At 74.4% G+C, this 26,788-nt stretch carries 22 protein-coding genes and 4 pseudogenes; 9 read left to right on the top strand and 17 right to left on the bottom strand.

Features of this window, described 5'->3' with window-relative positions; genetic code table 11:
* The first annotated feature begins 15 nt into the window (after positions 1–15).
* Both ACLQ2U_RS08560 and ACLQ2U_RS08555 read left to right on the top strand, forming a co-directional pair.
* Positions 16–1,296, top strand: a complete 1,281-nt coding sequence (locus ACLQ2U_RS08560; protein WP_425750006.1) for a thymidine phosphorylase — start codon at positions 16–18, stop codon at positions 1,294–1,296.
* 100 nt (positions 1,297–1,396) lie between these two features.
* On the top strand, positions 1,397–2,101 hold the full coding sequence (locus ACLQ2U_RS08555) for a DUF4272 domain-containing protein (protein ID WP_425750005.1): 705 nt from the start codon (positions 1,397–1,399) through the stop codon (positions 2,099–2,101).
* A 2-nt stretch (positions 2,102–2,103) separates the two neighbouring features.
* Here ACLQ2U_RS08555 and ACLQ2U_RS08550 read toward each other — a convergent pair whose 3' ends face one another.
* Positions 2,104–2,970 (bottom strand): putative RNA methyltransferase, encoded by an 867-nt coding sequence (locus tag ACLQ2U_RS08550; protein WP_425750140.1) that lies wholly within the window; start codon positions 2,968–2,970, stop codon positions 2,104–2,106.
* 175 nt (positions 2,971–3,145) lie between these two features.
* Complete coding sequence (locus ACLQ2U_RS08545; protein ID WP_425750004.1) at positions 3,146–3,379, bottom strand: MarR family winged helix-turn-helix transcriptional regulator; 234 nt, start codon at positions 3,377–3,379, stop codon at positions 3,146–3,148.
* Between the two features lie 8 nt (positions 3,380–3,387).
* Between ACLQ2U_RS08545 and ACLQ2U_RS08540 the strand changes: the two are divergent.
* A pseudogene (locus ACLQ2U_RS08540) lies at positions 3,388–3,732 on the top strand (PPOX class F420-dependent oxidoreductase); the annotation flags it as partial.
* Positions 3,733–3,812: 80 nt separating this feature from the next.
* Positions 3,813–4,889: an adenosine deaminase gene (locus ACLQ2U_RS08535; protein ID WP_425750003.1), complete on the top strand. Its 1,077-nt coding sequence runs from the start codon at positions 3,813–3,815 to the stop codon at positions 4,887–4,889.
* Here ACLQ2U_RS08535 and ACLQ2U_RS08530 read toward each other — a convergent pair whose 3' ends face one another.
* Positions 4,890–5,300, bottom strand: coding sequence for a hypothetical protein (locus ACLQ2U_RS08530; RefSeq protein ID WP_425750002.1), 411 nt, complete (start codon positions 5,298–5,300; stop codon positions 4,890–4,892).
* A gap of 384 nt (positions 5,301–5,684) precedes the next feature.
* On the opposite strand from ACLQ2U_RS08530, the gene ACLQ2U_RS08525 reads away from it, so the two are divergent.
* The 4 genes from ACLQ2U_RS08525 to ACLQ2U_RS08510 all read left to right on the top strand — a co-directional run bounded on the left by ACLQ2U_RS08525 (position 5,685) and on the right by ACLQ2U_RS08510 (position 10,742).
* Positions 5,685–9,269, top strand: a complete 3,585-nt coding sequence (locus ACLQ2U_RS08525) for a nitrate- and nitrite sensing domain-containing protein (protein ID WP_425750001.1) — start codon at positions 5,685–5,687, stop codon at positions 9,267–9,269.
* Positions 9,266–9,670 (top strand): roadblock/LC7 domain-containing protein, encoded by a 405-nt coding sequence (locus tag ACLQ2U_RS08520; RefSeq protein WP_425750000.1) that lies wholly within the window; start codon positions 9,266–9,268, stop codon positions 9,668–9,670. The genes ACLQ2U_RS08525 and ACLQ2U_RS08520 overlap by 4 nt, the downstream gene beginning before the upstream one ends.
* A 99-nt stretch (positions 9,671–9,769) precedes the next feature.
* A complete protein-coding gene (locus ACLQ2U_RS08515) occupies positions 9,770–10,147 on the top strand; it encodes a DUF742 domain-containing protein (RefSeq protein ID WP_425749999.1) in 378 nt (125 codons plus the stop codon).
* Between the two features lies 1 nt (position 10,148).
* Positions 10,149–10,742 carry a GTP-binding protein gene (locus ACLQ2U_RS08510; protein WP_425750139.1) on the top strand — a complete coding sequence of 198 codons (594 nt, stop codon included), beginning with the start codon at positions 10,149–10,151 and terminating at the stop codon, positions 10,740–10,742.
* 490 nt (positions 10,743–11,232) lie between these two features.
* On the opposite strand, the pseudogene ACLQ2U_RS08505 reads toward ACLQ2U_RS08510, so the two are convergent.
* From ACLQ2U_RS08505 to ACLQ2U_RS08485, 5 genes and pseudogenes are all read right to left on the bottom strand, one after another.
* Positions 11,233–11,538, bottom strand: a pseudogene (locus tag ACLQ2U_RS08505) (ABC transporter substrate-binding protein); the annotation flags it as partial.
* A 1-nt stretch (position 11,539) separates the two neighbouring features.
* The gene (locus ACLQ2U_RS08500) at positions 11,540–11,779 is read right to left on the bottom strand and encodes a hypothetical protein (protein WP_425749998.1); all 240 of its coding nucleotides are present in this window, start codon (positions 11,777–11,779) and stop codon (positions 11,540–11,542) included.
* Positions 11,780–12,061: 282 nt separating this feature from the next.
* A complete protein-coding gene (locus tag ACLQ2U_RS08495) occupies positions 12,062–14,659 on the bottom strand; it encodes a transposase (protein ID WP_425749997.1) in 2,598 nt (865 codons plus the stop codon).
* Positions 14,660–14,701: 42 nt separating this feature from the next.
* Positions 14,702–15,199: pseudogene (locus tag ACLQ2U_RS08490) on the bottom strand (DNA primase); the annotation flags it as partial.
* 108 nt (positions 15,200–15,307) lie between these two features.
* Positions 15,308–15,640 (bottom strand): annotated as a pseudogene (locus ACLQ2U_RS08485) (DNA primase); the annotation flags it as partial.
* Positions 15,641–15,758: 118 nt separating this feature from the next.
* On the opposite strand from ACLQ2U_RS08485, the gene ACLQ2U_RS08480 reads away from it, so the two are divergent.
* Positions 15,759–16,100 (top strand): PadR family transcriptional regulator, encoded by a 342-nt coding sequence (locus ACLQ2U_RS08480; RefSeq protein ID WP_425749996.1) that lies wholly within the window; start codon positions 15,759–15,761, stop codon positions 16,098–16,100.
* Positions 16,101–16,212: 112 nt separating this feature from the next.
* Here the strand turns inward: ACLQ2U_RS08480 and ACLQ2U_RS08475 are convergent, their stop codons facing one another.
* The 9 genes from ACLQ2U_RS08475 to ACLQ2U_RS08435 all read right to left on the bottom strand — a co-directional run bounded on the left by ACLQ2U_RS08475 (position 16,213) and on the right by ACLQ2U_RS08435 (position 26,785).
* Positions 16,213–16,872 (bottom strand): permease prefix domain 1-containing protein, encoded by a 660-nt coding sequence (locus ACLQ2U_RS08475; protein ID WP_425749995.1) that lies wholly within the window; start codon positions 16,870–16,872, stop codon positions 16,213–16,215.
* A 58-nt stretch (positions 16,873–16,930) separates the two neighbouring features.
* The gene (cydC, locus tag ACLQ2U_RS08470) at positions 16,931–18,694 is read right to left on the bottom strand and encodes a thiol reductant ABC exporter subunit CydC (RefSeq protein ID WP_425750138.1); all 1,764 of its coding nucleotides are present in this window, start codon (positions 18,692–18,694) and stop codon (positions 16,931–16,933) included.
* Between the two features lie 206 nt (positions 18,695–18,900).
* Positions 18,901–20,574: a thiol reductant ABC exporter subunit CydD gene (gene cydD, locus ACLQ2U_RS08465; protein WP_425749994.1), complete on the bottom strand. Its 1,674-nt coding sequence runs from the start codon at positions 20,572–20,574 to the stop codon at positions 18,901–18,903.
* Positions 20,571–21,578 carry a cytochrome d ubiquinol oxidase subunit II gene (locus ACLQ2U_RS08460; RefSeq protein ID WP_425749993.1) on the bottom strand — a complete coding sequence of 336 codons (1,008 nt, stop codon included), beginning with the start codon at positions 21,576–21,578 and terminating at the stop codon, positions 20,571–20,573. Before ACLQ2U_RS08460 ends, cydD begins: the two co-directional genes overlap by 4 nt.
* An 11-nt stretch (positions 21,579–21,589) precedes the next feature.
* Entirely contained in the window at positions 21,590–22,840 is a 1,251-nt protein-coding gene (locus tag ACLQ2U_RS08455) for a cytochrome ubiquinol oxidase subunit I (RefSeq protein ID WP_425749992.1), read from the bottom strand.
* Positions 22,841–22,997: 157 nt separating this feature from the next.
* Positions 22,998–23,903 carry a M56 family metallopeptidase gene (locus ACLQ2U_RS08450; RefSeq protein WP_425749991.1) on the bottom strand — a complete coding sequence of 302 codons (906 nt, stop codon included), beginning with the start codon at positions 23,901–23,903 and terminating at the stop codon, positions 22,998–23,000.
* A gap of 10 nt (positions 23,904–23,913) precedes the next feature.
* Positions 23,914–24,375: a BlaI/MecI/CopY family transcriptional regulator gene (locus ACLQ2U_RS08445; RefSeq protein ID WP_425749990.1), complete on the bottom strand. Its 462-nt coding sequence runs from the start codon at positions 24,373–24,375 to the stop codon at positions 23,914–23,916.
* Positions 24,376–24,537: 162 nt separating this feature from the next.
* Positions 24,538–25,362, bottom strand: coding sequence for an aldehyde dehydrogenase family protein (locus tag ACLQ2U_RS08440; protein WP_425749989.1), 825 nt, complete (start codon positions 25,360–25,362; stop codon positions 24,538–24,540).
* The gene (locus ACLQ2U_RS08435) at positions 25,355–26,785 is read right to left on the bottom strand and encodes an aldehyde dehydrogenase family protein (RefSeq protein WP_425749988.1); all 1,431 of its coding nucleotides are present in this window, start codon (positions 26,783–26,785) and stop codon (positions 25,355–25,357) included. Before ACLQ2U_RS08435 ends, ACLQ2U_RS08440 begins: the two co-directional genes overlap by 8 nt.
* Between the last annotated feature and the right edge of the window lie 3 nt (positions 26,786–26,788).

Below are 26,788 nucleotides of genomic sequence, written 5' to 3'. Positions count from 1 at the left end.
CAGAGGAACTCAACGATGAGTGCGTTCACCGCGGTCGACGTCATCCGGACCAAGCGGGACGGTGGTGTGCTCACCGACGCCCAGATCGACTGGGTGGTCGACGCGTACACCCGGGGTCAGGTCGCCGACGAGCAGATGGCGGCGCTGGCCATGGCGATCCTGCTGCGCGGGATGACCGCGCCGGAGATCGCCCGGTGGACCGCCGCGATGATCGCCAGCGGTGAGCGGCTCGACCTCTCCCCGGTGGCCCGGCCGACCGTCGACAAGCACTCCACCGGCGGCGTCGGCGACAAGATCACCCTGCCGCTCACCCCGCTGGTCGCCGCCTGCGGCGGCGCGGTGCCCCAGCTGTCCGGGCGCGGCCTCGGGCACACCGGCGGCACGCTGGACAAGCTGGAGTCGATCCCCGGCTGGCGGGCCGCGCTCAGCAACGAGGAGTTCATCTCCCAGCTCCGCGACGTCGGCGCGGTGATCTGCGCGGCCGGCGAGGGTCTCGCTCCGGCCGACCGCAAGCTGTACGCGCTGCGCGACGTCACCGGCACCGTCGAGGCGATCCCGCTGATCGCCAGCTCGATCATGAGCAAGAAGATCGCCGAGGGCACCGGCGCGCTGGTGCTCGACGTCAAGGTCGGCTCCGGCGCGTTCATGAAGTCCGTCGACAACGCCCGGGAGCTGGCCCGGACCATGGTCGAGCTGGGCGGCGCGCACGGGGTGAGGACGGTCGCCCTGCTCACCGATATGTCCACCCCGCTCGGGCTGACCGTCGGCAACGCGGTCGAGGTGACCGAGTCGGTGGAGGTGCTGGCCGGTGGCGGCCCGGCCGACGTGGTCGAGCTGACCCTCGCCCTGGCCCGGGAGATGCTCGACGCGGCGGGCCTGCCGGACGCCGACCCGGCCGCCGCGCTGCGCGACGGTCGGGCGATGGACGCCTGGCGCACGATGATCCGCGCGCAGGGCGGCGACCCGGACGCCCCGATGCCGAGCGCCAACGAGGTCGAGGTGGTCCGCGCCCAGGCCGACGGCTTCGTCGAGTCGGTCGACGCGTACGCGATCGGGGTGGCCGCCTGGCGGCTCGGCGCCGGACGGGCCCGCAAGGAGGACCCGGTCAGCGTCCCCGCCGGCATCGTGCTGCACAAGCGCCCGGGCGACCCGGTGCGGGCCGGCGATCCCCTCTACGAGCTGCGCGCCGACCAGGCCACCCGGATCCCGGCTGCGAGGGCGGAGGCCGAGCGGGCGGTCCGGATCGGGGGCACCGCGCCGCAGGCGTCGCCGCTGGTCATCGAGCGGATCGGCTGAACGGCCGACCGCCCGCGGGCGGTCGGTGGGGCATCATGGTGCCGACCTGCCGGCTCGCTGTCCTCCCAGCCCAGGGGGGAGCCGACCGGCAGTGACGCCGATGCGAGCAGACAGGGACTTCGACGTGCTGGTACCCGCCCCCGATCCCCGGGAAGTCCGTGAGGCGAGCCTGGACGAGCTGTCCCGGCTGCGTCTGCCGTTGCCGCCCGCCCAGTTCCCCCTGGTCTGGGAGCCCGGCGACGAGATCGAGCTGCGCGCGACCGGCGAGATCGAGGCGCGCATCGCGGTGCTGCACGTCGTCCTGTCCCGCTGCTTCGGCATGCCGCCGCAGGCGGCGATGAGCTGGCTGCTCGGATCCCACCTGGTCGACATGGTCACCCCGCCCGAGTGGCAGTTCGTGATGGGCGGCAAGGGTGACCACCGGTCGTTCGTGCTGCACCACGACGCGCTCTTCTCGCTGTGCTGGGTGCTCGGCCTGACCAAGGTGCTCGACCCGACCGTGCCGGTGGATGAACGGCTGGTCGAGCGGCTGCCGCACATCGCCGGCGGGGAGACCTTCGCCCAGTGGCGGTCCCGGATCCTGGCCGCCCCGCAGCACCCGGCCGACGCGGCCGCCCTGCTCGACCTGCACTACTGCCTGGACTGGGCGTACCTGGAGGCGGAGAAGGCCGGTCGCCGGCTGCCCGGCCTGGTGGACGCCAACGCGATCGGGCAGCGGCGCTGGGCGTTGGAGTGGGCGGTCATGCTGCGCGGGCCGTACCACGACGAGCCGCCGGGTTGGGAAGAGGTCGACCTCTCCACCTGAGGTCAGCGCGGTCGCCAGACGGTGAGCCGGACCGCTACGGTGACTCCGACCGGCTCGGGCAGCGCGGTGATCCGCGCGGCCAGCCGCTCCGGGTCGGTGTGCCAGGCGCTCGGTCCCATCCCGACCAGGGTCGCCACCTCGGGCCCGGTCAGGGCCAGCCGGGTGGTGTGCACCGCCGTCCGCTCCTGGGTGAAGTGCCCGGCCAGGCTGTCGGCGACCCGGTCCGCCTTGGCCGGGTCCACCCGGAGCAGGTCGAGCGCGTCGACCAGCTCGGCGAGGTGCGCGTCGGTCGGGGTGACCACCAGCAGCGCGCCGGCCGGGTCGAGCACCCGGCGGAACTCGGCGCCGTTGCGCGGCGCGAAGACGTTGAGCAGCACGGCGGTCGACGCGTCCGCCAGCGGCAGCCGCTGCCAGGTGTCCGCCAGCGCGGCCGCCGCCCGCGGGTGGGCCCGGGCCGCGCGGCGCAGCGCCGGCTTGGCCACGTCCAGGGCCAGACCGACGGCGTCGGGCAGCGCCGCCAGCACCGCCGCCAGGTGCCGGCCGGTGCCCGCCCCGGCGTCCACCACCAGGGGGTACGCCCCGACCGCCGGGTCCGGGTCCGTCCGGGCCACCGCCTCGACGGCGGCCCCGGTGAGGGCGGACGAGATCAGGTCGTAGTGCCCGGCGGCCAGGAAGTCGGCTCGGGCGGCCACCATCTCGGCGGTGTCCCCGACGTGCGGGGCGCGCCCGGTGAGCAGGTTGACGTACCCCTGGCGGGCGATGTCGAAGCTGTGCCGGCGCGGGCAGCGCAGGGCGCCGGTGTCGGCGGCCGGCGCCAGCGGCTCGGCGCAGACCGGGCAGCGCAGCCGGGCCAGTACCCGCGGGTGCACCACGTTCCCGGGCTGGTCGGACGGGTGCGGTGCGGTCACCAGGGCAGCGTACGTGAGCGGGGTCGGCGGCCCGGCGGGCCCGGCGGCCGGACGCGGTGGTGGCTGTCCCGCCGTGCGGGCCCGCGGCCGGGGCGGGCGCGGTCCGGGCGGGCGGCGGCTGGCGGCCTCGGCGCGGTCAGGCCCGGCCGGCGGGCCCGGTGGTGAGCCGGTCGACGACCCGGTGGGTCAGCCGCTCCAGCGCGGCCAGCTCGTCCGGCTCGAGCAGGTCGATCACATGGCGACGGACGGCGGCCACGTGGCCGGGCGCGGCCGCCTCGATCGCCCGCCGGCCCTCGGCGGTGAGCGCCACGATCGAGCCCCGGCCGTCGGACGCGCACTCCTCCCGGCTGACCAGCCCGCGCTGCTGCATCCGGGTGAGGTGGGCCCCAGCTGTCCAACCTCGACTACCTGGCCGAGCCGGGCCTGATCCGCTGCTCCACCACCGGCGACCGGGCCAAGGCGCGCAACCTGCGCCGGGACCCCCGGGCCAGCTTCCACGTGACCACCCCGGACGGCGGCGCGTACGCCGTCGCCGAGGGGACCGCCACGCTCACCCCGCCCGCCGCCGCGGAGGACGACGCCACCGTCGAGGAGTTGGTCGAGGTCTACCGCCGCATCCGTGGCGAGCACCCGGACTGGGCCGAATACCGGGCCGCGATGGTCGCCGACGGGCGGCTGGTGGTCCGGCTCGCCGTCGAGCGGATCTACGGCTGGCGCCCCTGACCGGATTCCGCGCTCGTGCCCCAGAGCGCGACCGGACGGTCGCGCCCCGGGGCCGGCCCTGGCCTGACTAGGGTCTGAGCATGGTCGCAATCCGATACGAGGACATCATCAAGGTCCCGAAGGCGCTGCTGCACGATCATCTCGACGGCGGCCTGCGGCCGGCGACGGTCGTCGAGCTCGCCGCCGAGGTGGACCACGAACTGCCCACCACCGACCCGGAGGCGCTCGGCCGCTGGTTCGTGGAGGCCGCGAACTCCGGCTCGCTGGAGCGCTACCTGGAGACCTTCGCGCACACCGTCGCGGTGATGCAGACCGCGCCCGCGCTGCGCCGGGTGGCCCGGGAGTGCGCCCTGGACCTGGCCGCCGACGGCGTGGTCTACGCCGAGGTCCGGTTCGCCCCCGAGCAGCACCTGGAGCAGGACCTCACCCTGGACGAGGTGGTCGAGGCGGTGCTGGCCGGCTTCGTCGAGGGCAGCGAGCAGGCCGCCGACGCCGGTACGCCGATCCGGGTCGGCACCCTGCTCACCGCGATGCGGCACGCCGCCCGGTCGCAGGAGATCGCCGAGCTGGCGGTCCGGCACCGGGACGCCGGCGTGGTGGGCTTCGACATCGCCGGCGCGGAGGCGGGCTTCCCGCCCACCCGGCACCTGGACGCCTTCGAGTACCTCCAGCGGGAGAACTTCCACTTCACCATCCACGCCGGCGAGGCGTTCGGGCTGCCGTCGATCTGGCAGGCCATCCAGTGGTGCGGCGCCGACCGGCTCGGCCACGGGGTACGCATCGTGGACGACATCACCCCCGGACCGCAGCCGGTGCTCGGCCGGCTGGCCGCGTACGTGCGGGACAAGCGGATCCCGCTGGAGCTCTGCCCGTCGTCGAACGTGCAGACCGGGGCGGCGGCATCGATCGTCGACCACCCGATCGGGCTCCTGCGTGACCTTCGTTTCAGGGTGACGGTGAACACCGACAACCGGCTGATGAGCGGCACTTCGATGTCGCGGGAGATGGCGCTGCTGGTGGACGCCTTCGGCTACGGCTGGAAGGAGCTCCAGTGGTTCACCATCAACGCCATGAAGAGCGCCTTCATCCCGTTCGACGAGCGGCTGCGGATCATCGACGAGGTGATCAAGCCCGGGTACGCGAAGCTGACCGCCTGATCAGCGGTGCGGGTGGCTGGCGACCAGGCCGGCCACCCGCCGCAGGATGTCGCGGGCCCGGGCCGCCTCGGCGCCGAGACCGGTCTGCCGGCGCAGCACCGCGGGCTCCGCGCGCAGCAGCGCCACCCCGCGCCGGATCAGCACCCGGGGCGCCTTGCGCTGCTCGGCCAGGTCGCGGGTGAGCCGGCGGACGAAGGTCGCCCCGCGCGGGCGGCGCAGCGCGTACGCCCCGGCGAGCAGACCGCGTCGGCGGCACTCCTCGACGATCTCGGCGGCGAAGATCCCTTCGGCGATGAAAAGTGGCGATCCGGCTACCTCAAATGACCGGGTGGTCACCCTGCGGTCGGCGCCGATCGCATAAACCGGCACTTCGGCCTTGCCCTCCCGCGCCAGCCGGGCAATCGTTTCCACGGCCGTTCCGGCATCCCAGGATTCGGGCGAATCCCAGTCCACCAGGCCGTTCTGTCGCGGCAACGTAGGGTCATCGCCGTTCTTGTAGAAGTCGTCCAGACAAAGCACGGGAAGTCCGGTTTGTTGCGCGATATACGACTTTCCGGAGCCGGAGGGGCCGGCGAGCAGGACGACGCGGTGACGGTATTCCATTACGTTCGGTGACTCCGGCCAGACGGAATGCGAGCAAAGTGTCTCAACATCTCATCACACCTTCGGCGAGCGCCAACCTGGGCTTTCTCTTTCAGGGGCGGCGTGATGGAATCTCGGAGGTCCGACCCGCCGGGTCGGTCGCTGGGCGTTGCCCGAGGCAACGCGGGACGCTGTAATCGCGAGGGCGGTGACGTGAGCAAACGGCCAAAGACGGCGGGCTCCTTCCTGTCGCGTCTGAGCCGGCCGGCCGGCCGGCTCCGCGACATGCCGATCTGGTCCAAGCTCGGTCTGATCATGATCGTGCCGACCATCGCCACGGTCATCGTGGGCACCAGCGGGCTGGTGGACCACCTGCAGACGCTCAACAACGCCAACCGGGCCGGTGACCTCGCCAACCTGGTGGGCTACTCGGGTGACCTGGTGAACAGCCTCCAGGACGAGCGCACCGCCGCCGTCCTGCTGCTGGGTTCGCCCTCGGAGGGTCAGGCCCGGGAGCAGTACCAGGAGGCGTACAACCGGGTGAACTCCCGGGTGGACCAGTCCAAGGCGCCGTACTCGCAGCAGCGCGTCGAGATCGAGGATCTGCCGGGCAGCCTCGAGACCCTGCTGGACCGGATCGACCAGAGCCTCGAAGACCTGCCGGGTACCCGCAGCCAGGTCTACAACGGCAAGCTGAGCGGGAGCGACGCCGTCGCGTCGTACCAGGGCGTGATCGACGACCTGATCGGCATCCGGGACTCGGCCACCCAGATCGCCGGCGACAACGACCTGAGCGACCGGATGCGCGCCGCCGCCGCGGTCGCCCGGACGAAGGAATACCTGTCGCTGCAGCGCATCACGGTGCACGAGATCCTGGACAAGAAGTCGTACCCGCCGGCCCTGCGGGACACCTACATCGCCACCGGCACCGGTCAGCTGCAGGCGCTGCAGAACTTCCAGGCGGTGGCGACCAGGTCCGAGCAGGAGTTCTACAACCAGACCGTGGCCGGGTCCGACCTCCGCCAGGGCAAGGTCTACATCGGCCGTATCAACGGCCTGACGAGCGAGGACACCAAGACGATCGACTTCGGACCGGACCAGTGGGACGCGGCCATGGTGGCCTACTCCGCGCTGTACCGGTCCGTCGAGGTGAAGCTCGACGGCAACGTGGTCGGGCAGGCCGACGAACTCCGCTCGGACGTCCAGCGGCAGGTGTTCCTGGAGACCGGCCTGCTGCTCAGCATGCTGCTGCTGGCCATCCTCTTCGCGTACCTGGTCGCCCGGTCGATGGCCCGTTCCCTGCGCGACCTGCGTCAGGGCGCCCTGTCCATCGCCCAGTACGGCCTTCCCCAGGCGGTGGCCCGGCTGCGCGACCCGCAGGCCAGCGGAGGACTCTCCCCGGCCCAGCTGGCCAACCAGATCGCCGAGCCGCTGCCGGTGCGCAGCAAGGACGAGTTCGGCCAGGTGACCGAGGCGTTCAACGCGGTCCACCTGGAGGCGGTCCGCACCGCCGCCGAGCAGGCCGCGCTCCGCTCCTCCGTCGCGACGATGTTCGTCAACCTCGCCCGCCGCTCGCAGATCCTGGTCGACCGGCTGATCGGCCACCTCGACCGGCTGGAGCGCGGCGAGGAGGACCCGGACCGCCTGGCCGAGCTGTTCCAGCTCGACCACCTGGCCACCCGGATGCGCCGTAACGACGAGAACCTCCTGGTCCTCGCCGGCGCCGACTCCACCCGCGTGCAGCGCGAACCGGCCGCCCTGATCGACGTGCTGCGCGCCGCGCAGTCCGAGGTCGAGCACTACACCCGGATCGAGTTCGGGATCATCGACCGGGACATCGAGGTCGCCGCGCACGCGGTAAACGACCTGGTGCACCTGGTCGCCGAGCTGTTCGACAACGCCACCGCGTTCTCCCCGCCGGACTCCCCGGTCATGGTGGAGGCGCGCCGGATCGGCGACCGGGCGACGCTCTACGTCGAGGACCTCGGCATCGGCATCAGCGCCGACCAGCTGGCCGACCTCAACGAGCGGCTCGCCACGCCGCCCCAGGTGGACGTGGCCGTCTCCCGGATGATGGGCCTGGTCGTGGTCGCCCGACTGGCGTCCCGGCACGGGGTCAAGGCCGAGCTGCGCCCCGGCTCCGGCCGCGGCACGGTGGCCGAGGTCACCCTGCCCACCTCGGTGCTGGTGCCCCGCGCGCTCTCCGGCCGCCAGCCCGGGGCGCTGCCGGCCGCCGCCGGTGGCCCGCAGACCTCCGGGGTCGCCCCGGCCTTCGGCGCGCTGCCCGCCCTGAGCAGCGGCCCGACGCCGGCGCCGCGCCCCGGCGACTCGGGCAACCAGGTCACCCTCGGTGGCCGCCCCTTCGACCCGGCCCCGCGCAACGGCGCCGGCACCGCGGCCGGCATGCGGTCCATGCCGGCCTGGTCGGACCTGACCGGCGCCAGCGGCAGCGACGGCTTCGCCCCGCGTCCGTCCAACGGCCAGTCGGTCGACCCCCTCCCGCAGCGGCGGGCGGGCGACGTCGACCCGGCGAGCACCGGGCAGCAGCCGGTCATCCCGCGGCAGCTGCCGAGCAGCCCCGAGGCGCGCCCGTACAGCTCGCCGCCGTTCCCGCCGGTCTCCTCACCGCCGGTGCCCCCGGTCTCGGCCCCGCCGCTGCCGCCGATCTCCGGCGTCCCGGTCTCGGCCGCGCCGACCTCCGGCCAGCCGGTGTCGGGTCAGCCCTACTCCGGTCAGCCCTACTCCGGTCAGCCGTACTCCGGTCAGCAGTACTCCGGTCAGCCGTACTCCGGTCAGCCGTACTCCGGTCCTCCGGTCTCCGCGCCGCCCGCCGGTGCCCTGCCGCAGCGGCCGACCACGCCGCAGGCCGGGGCCGGAGCGGCGCCGCCGGCCTGGCCGCCGGTGGCCAGCCCCGAGCGGGAGGCGGCGACCCCGCTGGTCCCGGAGCGGCTCTCCGCCGCCCTGGACATGACCTCCGAGCTGCCCCGGGTGGCGCGTCCCGAGACCGCCGAGCCGGCGGCCCCGACCGCGCCGCCGGTGGTGCGGCAGCCGACCGCGCAGCCCGCCGCGCCGCAGGTCCGCGCGGCCCAGACGCGGCCGGCCAACCGCCCGCCGACGCCCCAGCAGACCCCCAACCGGCAGCGGTATGCGGACGAGACGATGGAGCTGCCGATCTTCCGGGAGCTCGAGTCGGCCTGGTTCCGTACCCGCCGACCGGGGCCCGAGGAGGCGGCCGGCGCCAAGGCGGCTCCCAACGACACCGCGACCCAGCAGATGCCTGCCGTCGACGCCGCCGGTCGCCCCGTCCAGCAGACCCCACCAGGGACGACAGGTAACGCACCGATGGCAAACACCCCGACGGCCGGAGGAGCGCCGCGCGACAACGGGCAGACGACGAACGGGGGCACTCGCCCCGGTTCCGCCGACAGCCTGCCCACCCGTCGGCCTCCGCAGCAGTCCCCCGGCTGGCAGACCGCCGCCGACGACGGTTGGCGGGCCGCCGTGGCGGCCTCCGAGGTGCCGGTGGACGCGACCACCCAGACCGGCCTGCCGAAGCGGACCCCGATGGCCCAGCTCGTGCCGGGTGCGGTGGAGAAGCCCACCACCTCGGTCCAGCGCCGGTCGCCGGAGGCCGTGCGAGGTCTGCTCTCCGCCTACCATCGGGGCGTGCAGCGCGGGCGCAGCAACCCCTCGGACAGCAACCCCACCAACCCGGAGGCGACTCCGGGAGGGCAGCAATCCTCGCGGTCCGGCTCAGGCCGGGCGGCCGGGAGCGGGCAGAAGGAGCAAGAAGGATGACAACTACGCAGGATCTCGGTTGGCTGCTGGCCAACTTCGCCGACCGGGTGCCCGGTGTCGCGCACGCGGTCGCCGTCTCCGCGGACGGCCTGCTCCTCGCGTCGTCACGAGACCTGCCGCGGGACCGGGCCGACCAGCTGGCGGCCATCTCGTCCGGGCTGGTCAGCCTGACCCAGGGCGCGGCCCGCTGCTTCGAGGGTGGCGCGGTGCTGCAGACCGTCGTCGAGATGGACAACGGCTTCCTGTTCCTGATGTCCATCTCGGACGGATCCTCGTTCGCGGTGCTGTCCGCCCGCAGCTGCGATGTCGGCCAGGTCGGCTACGAGATGGCACTGCTGGTCGACCGGGTGGGCGACGCGTTGACCCCGCAGCCGCGTACGGCTGTCGGGATGATGGGTTGACCGCTGACCAGCCGGTCGGCGGGACAGCAACGACACAACAACAATGACGGGTTCCACCGGTGAGAGCCGGTGTCGGGTACGAGGGAGGTGAGCGGCGACATGGCCGATCGTGACGAACCGACCGGAGCGTTGGTCCGTCCATACGCCGTGACCCGTGGTCGTACCCGTCCCCGCCTCGACATCGCCATGGAGGCGCTCGTCGAGACGACGGTGCGCGGTCGGGCCGCTGCCAGTGGCAACGTTGGCCAGGGCCGAGAGCACCAGTACATCGCCGCGCTGTGTGACGGACGCGTGCAGTCGCTGGCCGAGATCGCGGCTCGGATGCAGCTTCCGCTCGGCGTGGCCCGGGTGCTCATCGCCGACATGGCGACGGACGGCCTGGTCGCGGTCCACGAGCCGACCATCTTGGACGACTCGGACGACGCGGTGGGCACTGAACTGCTGGAGAGGGTGCTGAGTGGACTTCGCAGGCTCTGACATGTCGCACCGCCCGCCGAACCCGAGTGGGCGAGTGACGTCGGCGAAGATCGTTATCGCCGGTGGTTTCGGCGTCGGCAAGACGACGCTGGTCGGCTCGGTCTCGGAGATCACTCCGCTGACCACCGAGGCCATCATGACCTCCGCCGGCGTGGGCGTCGACGACACCCGGCAGGTGCCGGGCAAGACGACGACCACGGTGGCGATGGACTTCGGGCGCATCTCGATCGACCGGGACCTGATCCTGTATCTGTTCGGCACGCCGGGCCAGACACGGTTCTGGTTCATGTGGGACGAGCTGGTACGCGGTGCGATCGGCGCCGTGGTGCTGGTCGACACCCGCCGGTTGGCCGACTGCTTCGCGGCGATCGACTTCTTCGAGCACCGGCGGCTGCCGTACCTGGTGGCCATCAACTGCTTCGACGGTATGCAGTACCACGACCCGCAGGATGTCCGGGACGCGCTGGCGATCTCGACCAACGTGCCGGTGGTGGCCTGCGACGCCCGTAACCGGGAGTCGACCAAGCACGTGCTGATCTCGCTGGTCGAGTACGTGCTGACCATGCGTCGCTCGCGCGCGGTCGCCCCGGCCTGACGGCCTCGACGCGCCCGGTGGCGGCTCCGGCCGCCCCGGGCGCTCGTCGCTGTCCGGGGCCGCCCCACCACCACGCGGGCGGCGGGGTGGCGGCCAGGTCAGGAGAACCGGCCAGCTGCCGTTGGTCACCGTGGAGATGCCCAGCGCGGCGCCGGTCAGGCCGTTGTGCCGGCTCGGCTCGAAGGCGTACGGGCCGACCATGCCGTCGATCGACTGCGTCGGCAGGTACGCCCGGATCCGTCCCCGGTCGAGGCTGTCGGCGGCCCGCGCGGCCTCCACGATCAGGGTCAGGGCGTCCGAGGCGTACGGGGCGAAGCCCCGGTACCTGCCGTACCGGTGGAGGTAACGGAAGGTCAGGTCGCGGCGGGCGAGAGCGCCGGTGGTGGTGTTCGTCAGCGTGTTGCCGCCGAGCGACACCGGGTGCACGGCGTACGGCCCCCTCCATGGCCTCGGCGTTCACGTCGTCGAGCGTGTCCTCGGCGACCGCCGCGGCGTCGAAGAAGAGCGGGCCCCGGTACCCGGCCCGGCGCAGTGCCCGGGCCGCCGAGCCGGAATCGGGGGCGTTGGCCCAGACCACGACGGCGTCCGGCTTCCTCCGGGCCACCACCTGCGCGACGGGGAGGAAGCTCGAGCCGGTCACCGGCAGCCGGCTGGTCCGGACGAGCTCCGCGCCCACCGACGCGACCGCGGGGCCGATCGCCTGCACGCCGGCGTCGCCGTGCAGGCCGCTGCCGGCCAGCAGCGCCACCCGACGGTTGCCCTGCTCGCCCAGCAGGTCGGCGAGCCGGGACGCCATCTCACCGGAGTCGGGCGTGACCTTGTAGACGAAGCTCCCGGGTGGCGAGCTCGGTGGCCTGCTGGGCGGCCAGCCGCGGGTTGCTGGCGTTGTCCCGTACCTCGAGGCGGACCTTCCGGCGCTGGTTGCCGACCCGCACGCCGTACTCGTTGAGCGTGTCGACGGTGATCTGGAGGGTCCGCTCCTGGGGCCCGCCGAGCGCGGCGCCCCGTCCGGTCAGCTCGAGGCTGACGCCGACCACCAGGTCCTCGACCCCGGTGAGGAGCTGGGGGCACCGCCGTCCGCGCTGCCGTTGTCGCGCCCGCAGGCGCTGAGCAGGAGGGTACTGGCCACTGCGGTGAGCATCCCGCGTCGGGTGAGCATGGAGGAGCCGATTGCCGGTGTCGCCATTGGAGTCGCCTTCCCACCCGGCGTCACCTGTCGCCGCCCGGTTCCGCCGGGTATGCTCCCGGCCGTCACGACCCGGCGTCAGCTTATCCGGGTGTGGGTAGAAACACGCAGGTGGGAGGCGCTTTTCCGGCGGTCAGGAGCGGTAACCGGCGGACCGGAACTCGTACTCCCGGTCGTCGTCGCGCTCGGCGGGGTCGCGGCTGAAGTCCCAGCCGCCGGCCGATTCGCGACCCGGACGGCCACCGACCGCGAACCCGCCGATCTCCTGCCCGCGACGCCAGCCGCGGAAGTAGCCGGTGGTGTTCTCGGCGAGGCTCGCCGCGTCCCGGACGATCCGCAGTGGACGCTCGTCGCGCAGCGGTGAGCCGGGCACGAGGTTGGCCTTGGGCACCCGCTTCGGCAGGCCGGCGGAGGTCTCGGCGCCGACCGCCGGGCGGGCCGCCTGCTCGGCGGCCTGCCAGCCGGTGTCGGCCGTGGTTGACCACTCCAGCTCGGACTCCTCGGCGTGACCGACGAACCAGGCGGACCGGGCCTGAGCGAAGATCAGCAGATCCCCGTCACCCTCGTCGGAGATCGGCGGGGGTCGGTGCTCCATCGGGGCGGGCCGGTGCTCGATCGGTTCCGGACGGCGCTCGGCCAGGTCCGGACGGCGCTCGGCCAGGTCCGGACGGCGCTCGGCCAGGGGGCGTTCGCCGCGGCCGGCGCGCCCGGAACGGCTCGCCTCCTCGCGCTCGACCAGCCGCAGCGGCGGGGTCTCCAGGTACGGGTCGGCGGGCGGGTTGAGTCCGTCGCGCAGCGCCCGGTCGGCCAGCGGCGGCGGCTCGACGAGCCGCAGCATCGGCGGCTCCTGCGGCAGGTCGTCGGCGAGCCAGGGCGGGGTGACCCGCCGCTCCGAACCCGGGTCGGTCGGGGCGTCCACCGGCCGACCGCCGCGCTCGCCGTAGGACGGCACGACCGGATTGTCGGCGGCGCTGTCGGCCGGATCCTCCGGGTTGTTGACCAGCGGCCAGTTGGCCCGGGACCCGGGCGGCGCCGATTCCTGCTCGGGACGGGGGGTCGGCACCGGCACGCTCAGGTCGGTCACGCTGAAGCCGCCGGTGGGGGCGGACAGCGCGCCGTTGGTCTTCGGGCGGGGCGGGATCACGGTGCGCTGCCGCTCGGCACGGGCATTGTTGATCGCGGCGGTGGTGAGCGTCGGCCGGAACGGCTCGCCCGCCTCGGCCGGGGGCACGGTGCCCCGCTGCGCCGGGGCGATCGGGGTGATCCCGGGCGGGGGAGGCGGCGGTGCGGAGACCGGTCGGTTGGTCGGACCGTCCACCCCACGTCGCACCATCGGCATGGCCGGGTCGGTGCCGCGCCGGACGACCGGCATGGCCGGGTCGGTGCCGCGCCGGACGACCGGCATGGCCGGGTCGGTGCCGCGCCGGACGACCGGCATGCCCGGGTCGGTGCCGCGCCGGACGACGGGCATGCGCGGGTCGGTGCCGCGCCGAACGACCGGCATGCGCGGGTCGGTATGCACGGGCGGGGCGGAGGTCGGGGTGCCTGCCGCGGCGGCCGGGGTGACCGGCTGCGGCGCGACGGGCGGCGGTGCGACCGGCGCGGGGGCGACCGGCGGCGGGCCGAGCGGCCGGGGCGCGGTGGGCATCGCGCCGGCGGAGACCGGCTCGGGACGGCTGCGTCGCCCGGTGGGTAGGGGCGCTTCCGGCTCGGCCGGCCGGACGGAGCGCAGGCCCGTCCCGGTGCCGCTGAGCCCGGCCAGGTCGTCGACCGGCTCGCCGCGTCGGGCGGCGGCGCGCCGCCCCGGCACCGGAGCCGGAGTGGTGGACCGGGCGCTGAGCGCACTCACCAGCGCCTCGCAGCCCGCGTCGCAGGCCCGGACCGAGGCGACCGCATGCCGGACGGTCTCCGCCACCGCGGAGGTGAGCGCTCGGTTGACCGTGGCCCGGCGCGGAGTCTCGGTGATGGCCACCCGTAGCGCGGTCACCGCGGCGTCGATCTCCTCGACCTCGGCCACGCCGTCCGCGGCGAGGTGCGCGGCCACCGCGTCCGCGGCGACCGAGCCCTCCCGGCCGCGGGCCGCGGTGCCGCCGAGCATGCCGGGCTCCGGCAGCGCGTCGAGGACGGCGAGCGCCATCGGCTCGGCCGGGTCCGGGTACGCCCGCAGGGCGGCCGGGTAGAGCTCACGGAGCACCTCGCGCAGCGCCACCGCGGCCGAGTGCCGGCCGCTGGACAGGGCGGCGTGCGCGGCCAGGACCTGCTTGTAGCCGGCCAGGTCCCGCGGGGTCGGCAGGGTGACCGCGGAGAGCGCGCCGGCCTGCAGGGCGCGGGCCAGACCCACCGCCCGCCGTTCGGCGGGCGGTGACTGCATCTCCTCCAGGGAGTCGTCGTCGGCGAACCGCTCGGCGAAGTCGTCCACGGAGTCGTCGTCCGCGATCGCCAGTGGACGGCCCGCGGCGCTCAGCAGTGAGGTGACGGTGTGGTCGTCGCTGTCGGCCGCGATCGCCGCTCCGCTCGGCCCGCCCGACCGCTCCACGAGCAGCGCGACCAGCTGGGCGTAGCCCGTCGGGTCGTCGCCGATCTCGCAGACATGCAGCAGACGGCCTGCGTCGTCGACCACAGCGGACGTCAGCGTCGAACCGGCCGATGCCGGTCGGTCGGCCGGATCCGCCGAGGCCAGACCGCAGTACACGCGCACGAGCGCCACGGCGTCGTCCTCCTCCCGGGACACAGGTCTTTTCCTCTGCCAGAGACTGATGCTCCCCGCTCGGGGTCAGTCGCGCCAGTCCACGACAGCAGAGATCTTGCCGACAATGGTGCGCCAACCCAAACTCGCGGTTTGTGCCCCGATTTTCTTCAGGCGCCGTCGGCCGAGGAAACCGCCGATTCCGCCATTGACAGACGAGCGCATAGCCTCGTCCAGGTCGTCCAGGCTGGAGCCGGCGGAGAGCATGTCCAGCACGGCCGGTAGCCGCAGCGCGTACGAGAGGTCACGGGCCACCTCGCCGGCCTCGATCAGGAGCGTGGGATCCCACGTGTCGTGCCCGCCGCGCAGATTTTCCACGACCAGGTCCAGCTCGTAGGTGTCCTCGTCGAGCGGGGCGATGTCGGCCGGTTCGACCCGTTCGGACAGCTCATTCCAGCCGTCCAGTTGGGACATGTCGTTGGGCGCACCGGAACGGATGAAACTGACCAGGGCCTCGGGGGTCTTGAAGAGCAGCAGCCGGCCCTTGTGGCTGAGGAAGACCGGCACCTCCTCGTCATCCTCGTCCTCCGCCTCGGCGTCCTCGTCGGCTACGTCGGCGACGTCGGTGGCGCGCTTGCGACCCTCGGGCTTCCCGCCGTCGGCGTCCTCGTCCTTGGCGGAGAGAGCGGTGAACTCCTCGTCGAGGATCACCACCTCCTCGTCCTCCTCGGTCTCGACGACCTGGCGACGGGCGAGGAAGGGATCGTCCTCGTCGCGCTCGGCGACGTCCGTCGGGGTCAGCTCCCGCGCCGGGCGGTACGCCCGCAGGGTGAAGCCGGTACCGGCGGGCAGGGCGATCTCCACCGGGTCGATCCGCAGTTCGTCCCAGAGGGTGCGGTCGACCGCGCCGCGCTCCACCTCGGGCTCGACCGGCCCGTCGGTGTCGTCGAGCTCGGGCTCGTCGGCGTCGGGCCGTTGGGGCGACTGGCGGGCCACGCTGACCTCCGTGTGCATCGGGTTGCCCACTCGCCGACGCGTCCGGTCGCCGAGTGACTCTGGGCACATACCCTAGTGGGCGTCCCGCCGGGTCCGGACCCCGCACCCCGGTGGCGGTCCGTACGGCCGACAAGTAGCGTAACTACGCATGAAGGCACAGGCGCTGCACGGACACCTCGACGCCCTGCTGCTGGCCGTGCTCGAGCAGGGCGCGCTGCACGGCTACGCCATCATCGAGGCGCTGCGCGCCGGCAGCGACGGCAGCCTCGACCTGCCCACCGGCACGATCTATCCGGCGCTGCGCCGGTTGGAGCGGGCCGGCCACGTGGCCAGCTCCTGGAGCACGGTCAACGGGCGGGAGCGCCGCACGTACGAGCTCACCGACGCGGGGCGTCGGGCGCTGGCCGGCGAGCGGGCCGGCTGGCGGGACTTCAGCGCGACCGTCGGCCGCTTCCTCGGCCCCGGCGAGCCCCCCACCGCACCCGCCTGACCCCCCGGCCGGCCACCGGACGCCGAAGATCGTCCGCAGGCCAGCGCCCCGCCGCCGGGCGTGCCGTGGGTACGCAGACGATCATGAAAGCCGCGCTGGTGGCGGCGCCGGGTCACCGGGTGGCGGCCAGCCAGTACCGGCCGGCCCGCGCGAGCGAGAACCAGGCCGCCCCCGTCACCACCGCGCCGATGATCATGGGTGGCCAGGTCAGCGCGGCGTCCCAGAGCCGCACCGACCAGGTGAAGAGGCCGACCCCGGCGACCGAGCCGAGGACCAGCGCAGCGGTCAGCCCCAGCCCGAGCAGCCGGGCCGCCGGCGACGTCCCGGCCCACCCCCGGCGGGCCGCCAGCCGGCCGAGCACCAGCCCGGCCAGGGCGAACCCGGCGACGGCCAGCCAGATCCCGTCCATCGACGCGGAGAGCAGCAGGTAGCCCGCCGGTGGTCGGGGACCGTCGCTCCAGCTCGACCCCTGCCAGGTCAGGTCGCCGGCGGCCATCAGGGTCAGCGCCACCAGCAGCGCGCGCAGCGACAGGCCGCGCAGCGCCCCGGCGGCCAGCTCGGCCTGGTAGGCCGGCACCAGCTGCGCCGGGGTGCCGAACTCGGCCACCGCCCGCCGCTCGGCCTCCGCCGCCGGCAGGCCGCCTTCCCGGTACGCCTCGGCGGCGTCGGTCAGCGCGTCCCGCAGCTCGACGATCAGCTCCGCCTTGAGCCGGCCCGGCCCGCGCAGCCGGTCGTCGAACTCCCGCAGCCGCTCCTCCACCCCGCTCCGCATGGGCCCACCCTGCCACGGGCGCCACCGCGCCGCGTCGGGGAGATTCCCGGAACCCGGGTCAGGGTGCCAGGGCCAGGTACCCGCGCTCGGCCGCCTCCTGGAGCAGCCACTGGTCCCGGTACCAGCCCGGAGCGGCCACCAGCTCGGTGTGCCGGCCGCGCTGGCCGATCCGGCCGGCATCCAGCACCACGATCTCGTCCAGCCCGGCGAGGCCGCTGAGCCGGTGACTGATCAGCAGCACCGAGTGTCCGGCCGGGGTGGCGGCCAGCGCCGAGGCGAGCACCGCGTCCGCGGCCGCCGGGTCGAGCCCCTCGGTGGGCTCGTCCAGCACCAGCACCCCAGGGGACGCCAGCAGCGCCCGGGCCAGGGCGAGGCGCTGCCGCTGGCCGCCAGAGAGCTGCCCGCCCTCCTCGCCGACCACGGTGTCCCAGCCGTCGGGCTGCTCGCGTACCCAGTCCAGCAGGCCGGCGGCCCGGGTCGCGGCGGTGAGCTGCTCCTCGTCCGCCTGCGGGCGGCCGAGCAGCAGGTTCTCCTGGACCGTGGCGTGGAAGACGTACGCCTCGGCGAGCAGTCCACCGACCGCCCGGGGCAGCTCCTCGGCCGGGTACGCCGACAGGTCGACGCCGTCCAGGGTGACCCGGCCGGCGTCGGGGCGTACCGCGCCGGTGAGCACGGCGGCCAGGGTGCTCTTGCCGGCGCCGCTGGGCCCGACCACGGCGACCCGGCGGCCGGCCGGCAGGTCCAGGTCGATCCGGTCGAGGGCCGGCGCCGCGCCCTCCCGGTAGTGGACGCTCACCCCCGCGAAGCGCACGTCGTGCGGCGCCCCCTCCTCGATCGTCGCCGTGCCGGCCGTCGGGGTCGGCGGGGGCTCGTCCAGCAGCGCCGCGATCCGGGTGAGGCCGGCGCGCAGCTGGGTCCGCTGCCGGGCCGCGCCGACCAGCGCCAGCGCGATCTCCACGGCGGCGAGGGTGCCGACCGCCAGTACGCCGACTCCGACGCCGCTCACCCCGGCGCGGAGCGCGGTGAGCACCACCCCGCCGGCGGTCAGCCCGGCGACCAGCACCCCGGCGGCGTCGACCGCGAACCCGGTCGCGGCGAGCCGGCGTTCCAGCCGGGCCAGCCGGTCGGCGCGCCGCCGCGCGGCGTCCAGGGCGTGCCCGGTGGCGCCGAAGGCGGCCAGGTCGGCGGCGCCGTGGGTGAGGTCCACCGCGTCGGTGGCGAGCGCGCCGCGCAACGGCGCCACCTCGTCGGCGGCCCGGCGGGTGAGCACGGTGGCCAGCATGGGCAGCGCGACCCCGGCGACCAGCAGGCCGACGGCGAGCACTCCGGCCGCGGGGAGCGAGATCAGCGCGGCTCCGCCGACGGCCAGCAGGCTGACCAGCACGGCCGCCGCCCCTGGTACGAGGACCCGCAGCAGCAGATCCTGGACGGCTTCGACGTCGGAGACGAGCCGGCTCAGCGCGTCCCCGGAGCGTTGCCCGGCCGATCCCCGGCGGGCGGCCAGGGTGGCGAATACCCGGGCCCGGACGTCGGTGATCATGCGGAGCACCGCGTCGTGCCCGGCGAGCCGTTCGGCGTAGCGGAACACGCCCCGGCTGATCGCGAGGGCCCGGACCGCGACGATGGCCACGGTCAGCCGGTCCAGCGACGGCCGGCCGGCGGCGGTCATCAGCAGCCAGGTGGCGGTGGCCATCAGGGCGAGCCCGGCGAACTCGGTGGCGGCGGCGAGCAGCCCCGCGCCGGCCAGCCGGCCCAGGTACGGCCGGGCCAGCCGCAGCACGGCCCGCTCGGCGGCGGTGCCGCCGGCCCGGGTGCCCGGCATCGCCCCGCCCGTCCAGGAGCCGGCCGCACCGGATGCTGTGCCGCCGCCCGGGACGGGTCCGCCGGGCGCCAGCTCCCGCGGCGTGATCTCGGCCGGCGTCGGGGCGTCCGGGTCGCGCCCGGCCGGCGTGACCCCGTCGGCCGACACCCCGCCGGGCACGGCCCGGCCCGGCTGGTGGGGGCGGTCAGGCAGGTTCGCTCCGCTGCTCATCGGGTCGCCTCCCCGGCCGGCATCGGGGTCAGCTCGGTGACCCGGCCGTCCTCGATCCGCAGGATCCGGTCGGCGTCCTCCAGCAGCGCGGGACGGTGCGCGACCAGCAGCGCGGTACGCCCGGCCACCAGCCGCCGGGTGGCAGCCAGCACCACCGCTTCGCTGGCGGTGTCCAGCCGGGCGGTCGGCTCGTCGAGCAGCACCAGCGGCGCGTCCCGGAGGAACGCCCGGGCCAGCGCGACCCGCTGCCGCTGGCCGCTGGAGAGCCCGTGCCCGCGCTCGCCGAGCGTGGTCGCCAGCCCCTCGGGCAGGGCCGCGACGACGTCGTCGAGCGCCGCGTCGGCGACCGCGTCGGCCAGCGCCTCGTCAGGGGCCTCCGGTGCGCCGAGCCGGATGTTGTCGGCCAGCGAGGCGGCGAAGAGGTGCGCCCGCTGCGGCACCCAGGCCAGCTGCCGGCGCCAGTCGTCCAGGTCCACGCGGGTCAGGTCGACGCCGTCCACGGTGACCCGGCCGGAGGTCGGGGTGACGAAGCCGAGCAGCAGCCCGAGCAGGGTGCTCTTGCCGGCGCCGCTGGGTCCGATGACGGCGATCCGCTCGCCGGGGCGGATGGTCAGCGTGACGTCGCGCAGCGCGGTGGTGCGCTCGTACGCGACGGTCACCGCCTCGAAGCGGATCTCGCCGCGCCCGTCCGGCGCCGGCCCACCGGTCCGGGCCGCGGCCGCCGGGGCGGCGGAGATGGTCAGCGCCTCGTCCAGCGCGGTCAGCCCCTCCATGCTGGCGTGGAATCGGCTGCCGGCCGCCCGCAGCGGCAGGTACGCCTCCGGGGTGAGCAGCAGCACCAGCAGCGCGGTGGAGAGGGTGATCCCGCCGGAGAGCAGCCGGATGCCGACCGGCACCGCGACCAGCGCCACCGAGAGGGTGGCGACCAGCTCCAGCACCAGCGCGGAGAGGAAGGCGATCCGCAGCGTCTTCATGGTGGCGACCCGGTGCCCGTCGGCCATCCGGCGGACCACCTCGGTCTGCGCCCGGGCCCGGCCGAACGCGCGCAGCGTGGGCAGCCCGGCGACCATGTCGAGGAAGTGCCCGCCGAGCAGCGACAGTCGCCGCCACTGCCGTTCGGTGGCGGCCTGGGCCTGCCAGCCGAGCAGCGCGCCGAAGACCGGGATCAGCGGGATGGTCAGCGCGATGATCAGCGCCGAGCCCCAGTCGGCGAGGACCAGCCGGGCCAGCACGGCCAGCGGCACGGTCACGCTCAGCACGAGCTGGGGGAGGTAGCCGGTGAAGTAGGCGTCCAGCGCGTCGAGACCGCGCCCGGTGAGCGTGGCGAGCTGCCCGGCCCGCTGGCCGGCGACCCAGCCGGGGCCATGCCGGCCGACGGCGGCGAGCAGGTCGGCGCGGAGCGTCGCCTTCACGGTCGCCGCGGCCCGTGCGGCGACGGTGCCCTGTGCCCAGGTGACCAGCGCCCGCCCGGCCACGGCCGCGATGAAACCGGCCAGCGCCGGCCGGTCCAGCCGGCCGTCGATCGCGGTGGCGAGCAGCGCGGCCAGGGCGGTGGCCTGCCCGACGACCAGCAGCGCGGTGAGCCCGCCGAGCATCGCGAGCATGGCGAGGTCGCGCCGGGCCGCGGGGACCCGGCGCAGCAGACGCGGGTCGAAGGGACGGCGGTTCACCAGTACACCGGCGCCCTGCCGTCGGTCCGTCCCCGGAACACCCACCAGCACATCGCCTGAAAGCCTAGTAGGGCCGGCAGGAGCGGCAGCACGAGCCAGCCCAGCAGTCTCAGCGTCGGGCCGCTCGCCGCCGCGTCGGCCACGCTCAGCGAGGCCGCCGGGTCGACCGTGGAGACCAGCACGGCCGGCCAGAGCGCCGCGCCGACCAGCGCCACCGGCACTGCCAGCGCCGCGCTGGTGGCGGCGAAGGCCACCCCGGGCCGGCCGCGGCCGAGCGCCGCGCGAGCCAACAGCAGCGCCCCGGCCAGCGCCGATGCCAGCAGCACTGCGGCGAGCGGCTGGCGCACCGCCTCGCGTACCCGGTCGGAGAGCAGGCCGAGGACGGTGGCCGCGGCGACCGCGGCGAGCGCCACCGGGATCAGCCGGCGGGCCAACCGGCCGACGGCGGCGGCGTCGGCCGCCGGCAGGCGCAGCGTGAGGAACGTCGCACCGTGCGCCGCGACGACGGCGAGCATCGCGAGCCCGGCGGCGGCGACGAACGGGGTGACCAGGTGGGTCACCCCGGCGACGTGGCCGTCGGCGTGCCGGGGTACGCCCTGGAGCAGCCCGCCGAGCAGCGCGCCCCAGCCGAGCGCGGCGAGCGCGCTGCCGGCGACGACCACCCGGTCCCAGCCGGCGCGCGCCCGCGCCCCGCCCGGACGGCTGCGCAACTGGACCCCGGCGGTCACCAGCACCACCCCGGCCAGCGCGCCGACCACGACGGGGTAGAAGCCGGAGAGCAGCTCCCCCTCCAGGGTGGGGAAGGCGCCGAAGAGGATGCCGACGGCGGCGACCAGCCAGACCTCGTTGCCGAGGAAGAACGGGCCGAGCGCGGTGAGCGCGGCGCGGCGACCGGTCGGGGCGCCACGGCGGGCGAGCAGCAGACCGACGCCGTAGTCGTAACCGCCGAGGACCAGGTAGCTGGCGAAGAAGAGACCGAGCAGGGCGTACCAGGCGAGTTCCATCGCGGGTCCTCTCAGGCGAAGGCGGGTACCGGCCGCGGCTCGTCGTCCGGGGTGCCGGGCGGGCGGCCGAGCGCGGGGTCGGCGGCGCCCCGGGCGGCGGCCCGGGCGAGCAGCGTCCAGTTGGTGACGGCGAGGGCGCCGAGCAGCAGGCTGAAGCCGATCAGCGAGGCCAGCATCACCCCCGCGTCGACGCCGGAGACGGCCCGGTCGGTGGGGAGCAGCCCGTACGCCACCCAGGGCTGGCGCCCGACCTCGCGGGCGATCCAGCCGAGGATGACCGCGACGAAGGGCAGCGGCAGGGCGGCCAGGGTCAGCCAGAGCGGGAAGCGCAGCCGGATGATCCAGTCCCGCCAGAGCAGCGGGAGCAGTAGCCAGACGCAGCCGAGGGTGAAGCCGATCAGGATCATGAAGCCCAGGCCGACGCTGGAGAGCGCCGGCGGGGTGTAGTCGCCGGGGCCGAATTGGGCGGTCCACTCGGCGATCAGCGGGTCCGCTGCCGGGCTGCCGCCGAACTTGGTGGGTTGGAGTTGGCCGACCGGGCCGAACTGGGCGAATCCGAAGCCCTGCACCAGGGTGACCGCGAGCGCGGCGGTGACCAGCCCGATCCGCAGCGAGGTGCGGAAGAGCGCGAAGTCCGGGGTACGACGGATCAGGTGCCAGGCGCTGACCGCGGCCATCAGCACCCCGCCGGTGAGCAGCCCCGCGGCGACCACGTGCCCGAAGGCGAAGCCGAGGGTCGGGTTGGTGAGCAGGGCGGTGAAGTCGGTGAGGTGGGCGATGCCGTCGCGCAGCTCGTAGCCGACGGGATTCTGGAGCCAGGCGTTCGCCACCATGATCCAGAAGGCGGAGGCGTAGGCGGTCAGCGCGACGCCCCAGAGCAGCGCGAGGTGTAGGCCCCGGCGGAGCCGGTGCCACCCGAAGATCCACATCCCGAGGAACGTGGATTCCAGGAAGAACGCGAGCAGCGTCTCGATCGCCAGCGGCGCGCCGAAGACATTGCCGACGTAGCGCGACAGCCCGCTCCAGTTCAGCCCGAACTGGAACTCCATCACCAGGCCGGTGGCGATCCCGAGCACGTAGTTGATCACGTACAGCTGGCCCCAGAAGCGGGTCAGCCGCTCCCAGCGGGGGTTGCCGGTGAGGAACCAGGCGGTCTGCAGGACGACCAGCAGGGTGACCAGGCCGAGGGTGACCACCACGAAGAGGAAGTGGATGGAGGTGGTGGTGGCGAACTGCAGGCGCGCGAGGAGCAGGGTGTCCATGGCCGCTCTCCAGAGGTTGGCTCGCTTGTGGTAGCGAGCCTACACGTAGGTTTCCTACGCATCATTTACTACGTCGTGTCGTAGCAGATGTTACGAATGACGTAGTAGTTCGCGACGGAGTGCGCGGGCGTTGCCCGCGGAGCGTGGGCGCCCGGGGTCAGCTCAGGAAGAGGGAGATCGGCAGGGCGACCAGGGTGGTCGCCACCGCCAGCGCGGCGGCCCCGATCAGCCGGGGCGGCCGGTCCGCGACCATCAGCCGTTGCACCCGGACGTCCAGGTCACGGTCGCCCATGCCGAGCGCGCCGGCCGGGGTGATCCGTTCGCCGCAGGCGGCGAAGCGACGCAGCGCACCCGCCAGGGGCGCCTCGGCGTGCAGCTCGCGGGCCTTGTCGTCGGCGCGCATCTCGACCAGTAGCGCGACCCGCTCGTGTGCGTCGCGGACCCAGCGGAACCAGGGCAGCGCCCGGCAGAGCGCGGTGAACGGCAGCAGCACCAGGTCGTGCCGCTCCTGGGCGTGCGCCCGCTCGTGGGTCAGCACCGCGGCCAGCTCGGCGCGGTCGAGCAGGCTCAGTGTGCCCGCACTCACCACCACCCGGGGCTTCACCCCCGGCAGGCAGTACGCCGCCGCGCTCGGGTGGTCCAGCACCAGCGCGCCGGGCACCGTGGGGTCCCGGCGGGCCACCAGGGTGAGCAGGTCACGGTGCCGGCGCTGGGCGCGGACACTGGCGTGGACGCTGCGCACGGTCGTGGTGAGCAGCACGGCGCCGATGCCGAAGCCGACGCCGACCAGCCCGAGGTGCGCGGTGCCCACCCCGGCCGGGAGGGTGCCGTGGCTCAGGTCGGTGGCGAGGGCGAGCAGCGCGCTGCCGGTCGGCCGGTCGTACGCGGCCAGGCCGAGCGCCATCGGCAGGCCCATCGCGGAGAGGCCGAGCGCCAGCCCGACGGCCTGCCAGCAGACGATCGCCACCCGGGGAGCGCGCCACGTCCAGGTGGCGCCGGCGAGGACCTGCGCGGTCAGGTAGCAGGCCAGCATCGACGCGGCGAAGTGCACGGCGAAGGCCACGGCTGCCGCCCTACCGGTCCGTCGCCTCGTCGGCGCGCCGCGCCCGGCCGGCCCGGGGGTCGTCCACCCGGTCGGTCAGCCCGGCCTGGCGGTCGGCCGGCGTGGGCAGCCCGGCCTCGGCGCCCAGCGCCGCGCGGAGCACGTCGGCCTCGGTGCCGGTCACCGAGCGGGCGAAGCGCACCAGTGCGGCGTCCCGGCTGCCGCCGAGGTCGAGGGCGTCGAGCATGAGCTGGGCGATGTGCGCCTCCCGGCTGGCCGCGGCCCGGTAGCGCCAGGCCCGACCCTCCCGCTCGCGCTGCACCATGCCCTTGCCGGCGAGCCGGTCGAGCACGGTCATCACCGTCGTGTACGCCAGCTCGCGCCCGCCGAGCGCGTCGGCCACCTCCCGCACGGTCACCCCGTCCGACGTGCCCGGGACCGAGTCCCACAGCACGTCCATCACCGCACGTTCCAGATCACCGAGCCGAGTCACCCCGCAATCCTACCCCCCGTAGTAGACCCCTCCCCACCCCGCTGGCCATGGGCCGAGGAGGAGACCAGGCGGGATGGATCGGCGTGGGTGAGGACGCCGCTGGCCGGTGACCCGACGTGGGGCACCGGCCAGCAAGATCGAACACACGGCCGGGACCGCCGATCACACCCCCTTGGGGTGCCAGACGGTCTTGGTCTCCAGCAGCGAGGTCATCCGGCTGATGCCCGGGTCCGCGGACCAGTCGTGGTCCGCCGGCGCCGGCCGGAGCACCCGCTTGAGGTTCTCGGCCGCCTTGACCTCGAGGTCGGCCGCCAGCTCGGCGTCGGCCACCCCGGTCAGGTCGATCGCGTTCACGTCCATGTGCGCAGCCAGCGTCGGCACGGTCTCCGACAGGCGACCGGTCAGGATGTTGACCACGCCGCCCGGCAGGTCGGAGGTGGCCAGCACCTCGGCCAGGGTCACCGCCGCCAGGGGCGCCGCCGGGGAGGCCGCCACCACCACCGTGTTGCCGGTGACGATCGCCGGGGCGATCACGCTGACCAGACCGAGCAGCGCCGGCTGCTCCGGGGCCACCACGGCCACCACGCCGGTCGGCTCGGGCGCCGACAGGTTGAAGTACGGCCCGGCGACCGGGTTGGCGCCGCCGTACACCTGGGGGAGCTTGTCGGACCAGCCGGCGTACCAGACCCACCGGTCGATCGCGGCGTCCACCTCGTCGCCCGGCATGCCGAGCGCGACGAACTGCTCGCGCCGGCCCTCCAGCATCTCGGCGACCCGGTAGAGGATCTGACCGCGGTTGTACGCGGTCGCCCCGGCCCAACCCTTGACGGCGGCGCGGGCGGCGACGACGGCGTCCCGCGCGTCCTTGCGAGAAGCCAGTGGCACATTCGCGTCCTGCACGAGATACGACCGTCCCGACTCGCTGCGGGGGAACTTCCCGCCGATGAAGAGCTTGTACGTCTTGCGTACCGCGACCCGCTCAGACATTGAGGTAGCCCTCCAGCCCGTGCCGGCCGCCCTCGCGACCGTAGCCCGACTCCTTGTATCCGCCGAACGGCGAGGTGGGGTCGAACTTGTTGAACGTGTTGGCCCAGACCACGCCGGCGCGCAGCCGGTCGGCCATCCAGAGGATCCGGGAACCCTTGTCGGTCCAGATGCCCGCCGACAGCCCGTACGGCGTGTTGTTGGCCTTCTCGACGGCCTCGGCCGGGGTACGGAAGGTGAGCACCGACAGCACCGGGCCGAAGATCTCCTCGCGGGCGATCCGGTGCGCCTGGGTGACCCCGGTGAAGATGGTCGGCGCGAACCAGAAACCGCGGTCCGGCAGGTCGCACGGCGGCGACCAGCGCTCGGCGCCCTCGGCGGAGCCGGCGTCCGACAGCTCGCGGATCCGCGCCAGCTGGGCGGCCGAGTTGATCGCGCCGATGTCGGTGTTCTTGTCCAGCGGGTCGCCGACCCGCAGCTGGGCCATCCGGCGCTTCAGCGACTCCAGCACCCGGTCGGCGACGTTCTCCTGGACCAGCAGTCGGGAGCCGGCGCAGCAGACGTGCCCCTGGTTGAAGAAGATGCCGTTGACGATCCCCTCGATCGCCTGGTCGATCGGGGCGTCGTCGAAGACGATGTTGGCGGCCTTGCCGCCCAGCTCCAGGGTGAGCTTCTTGCGGGTGCCGGCGACCGACCGGGCGATGGCCCGGCCGACGTCGGTGGAGCCGGTGAAGGCGACCTTGTCCACGCCTGGGTGCTCGACCAGCGTCCGGCCCGTGTCGCCGGCGCCGGTGACGATGTTGACCACGCCGGCCGGCAGATCGGCCTGCTGGCAGATCTCGGCGAAGAGCAGCGCGGTCAGCGGGGTGGTCTCGGCGGGCTTCAGCACCACCGTGTTGCCGGCGGCCAGCGCCGGGGCGATCTTCCAGGCCAGCATCAGCAGCGGGAAGTTCCACGGGATGACCTGCGCGGCCACGCCGACCGGCTTCGGATCCGGCCCGAAGCCGGCGTGGCCGAGCTTGTCGGCCCAGCCGGCGTAGTAGAAGAAGTACGCGGCGACCAGCGGCACGTCGACGTCGCGGGACTCCTTGATCGGCTTGCCGTTGTCCAGCGACTCCAGCACGGCCAGCTCGCGGGAGCGCTCCTGGAGGATCCGGGCGATCCGGAACAGGTACTTGGCCCGGTCCCGGCCCGGCATCGGACCCCAGACCCGCTCGTACGCCTCCCGGGCGGCGCGGACCGCGCGGTCCACGTCCTGCGCGCCGGCCTCGGCGATCTCGGCCAGCACCTCCTCCGAGGCGGGGTTGATCGACTTGAAGGTGCCCCCGTCGATCGGGTCGACGAACTCCCCGTTGACGAAGAGCCCGTACGAGGGCTTCAGGTCCACCACCGAGCGGGACTCGGGGGCAGGTGCGTATTCGAACATCGG

The sequence above is a fragment of the Micromonospora sp. DT47 genome, from assembly GCF_049844475.1.
Lineage (GTDB): Bacteria > Actinomycetota > Actinomycetes > Mycobacteriales > Micromonosporaceae > Micromonospora.
Note: the sequence above shows the minus strand (reverse complement) of the source record. Positions and strands in the feature narration are given on the sequence as shown.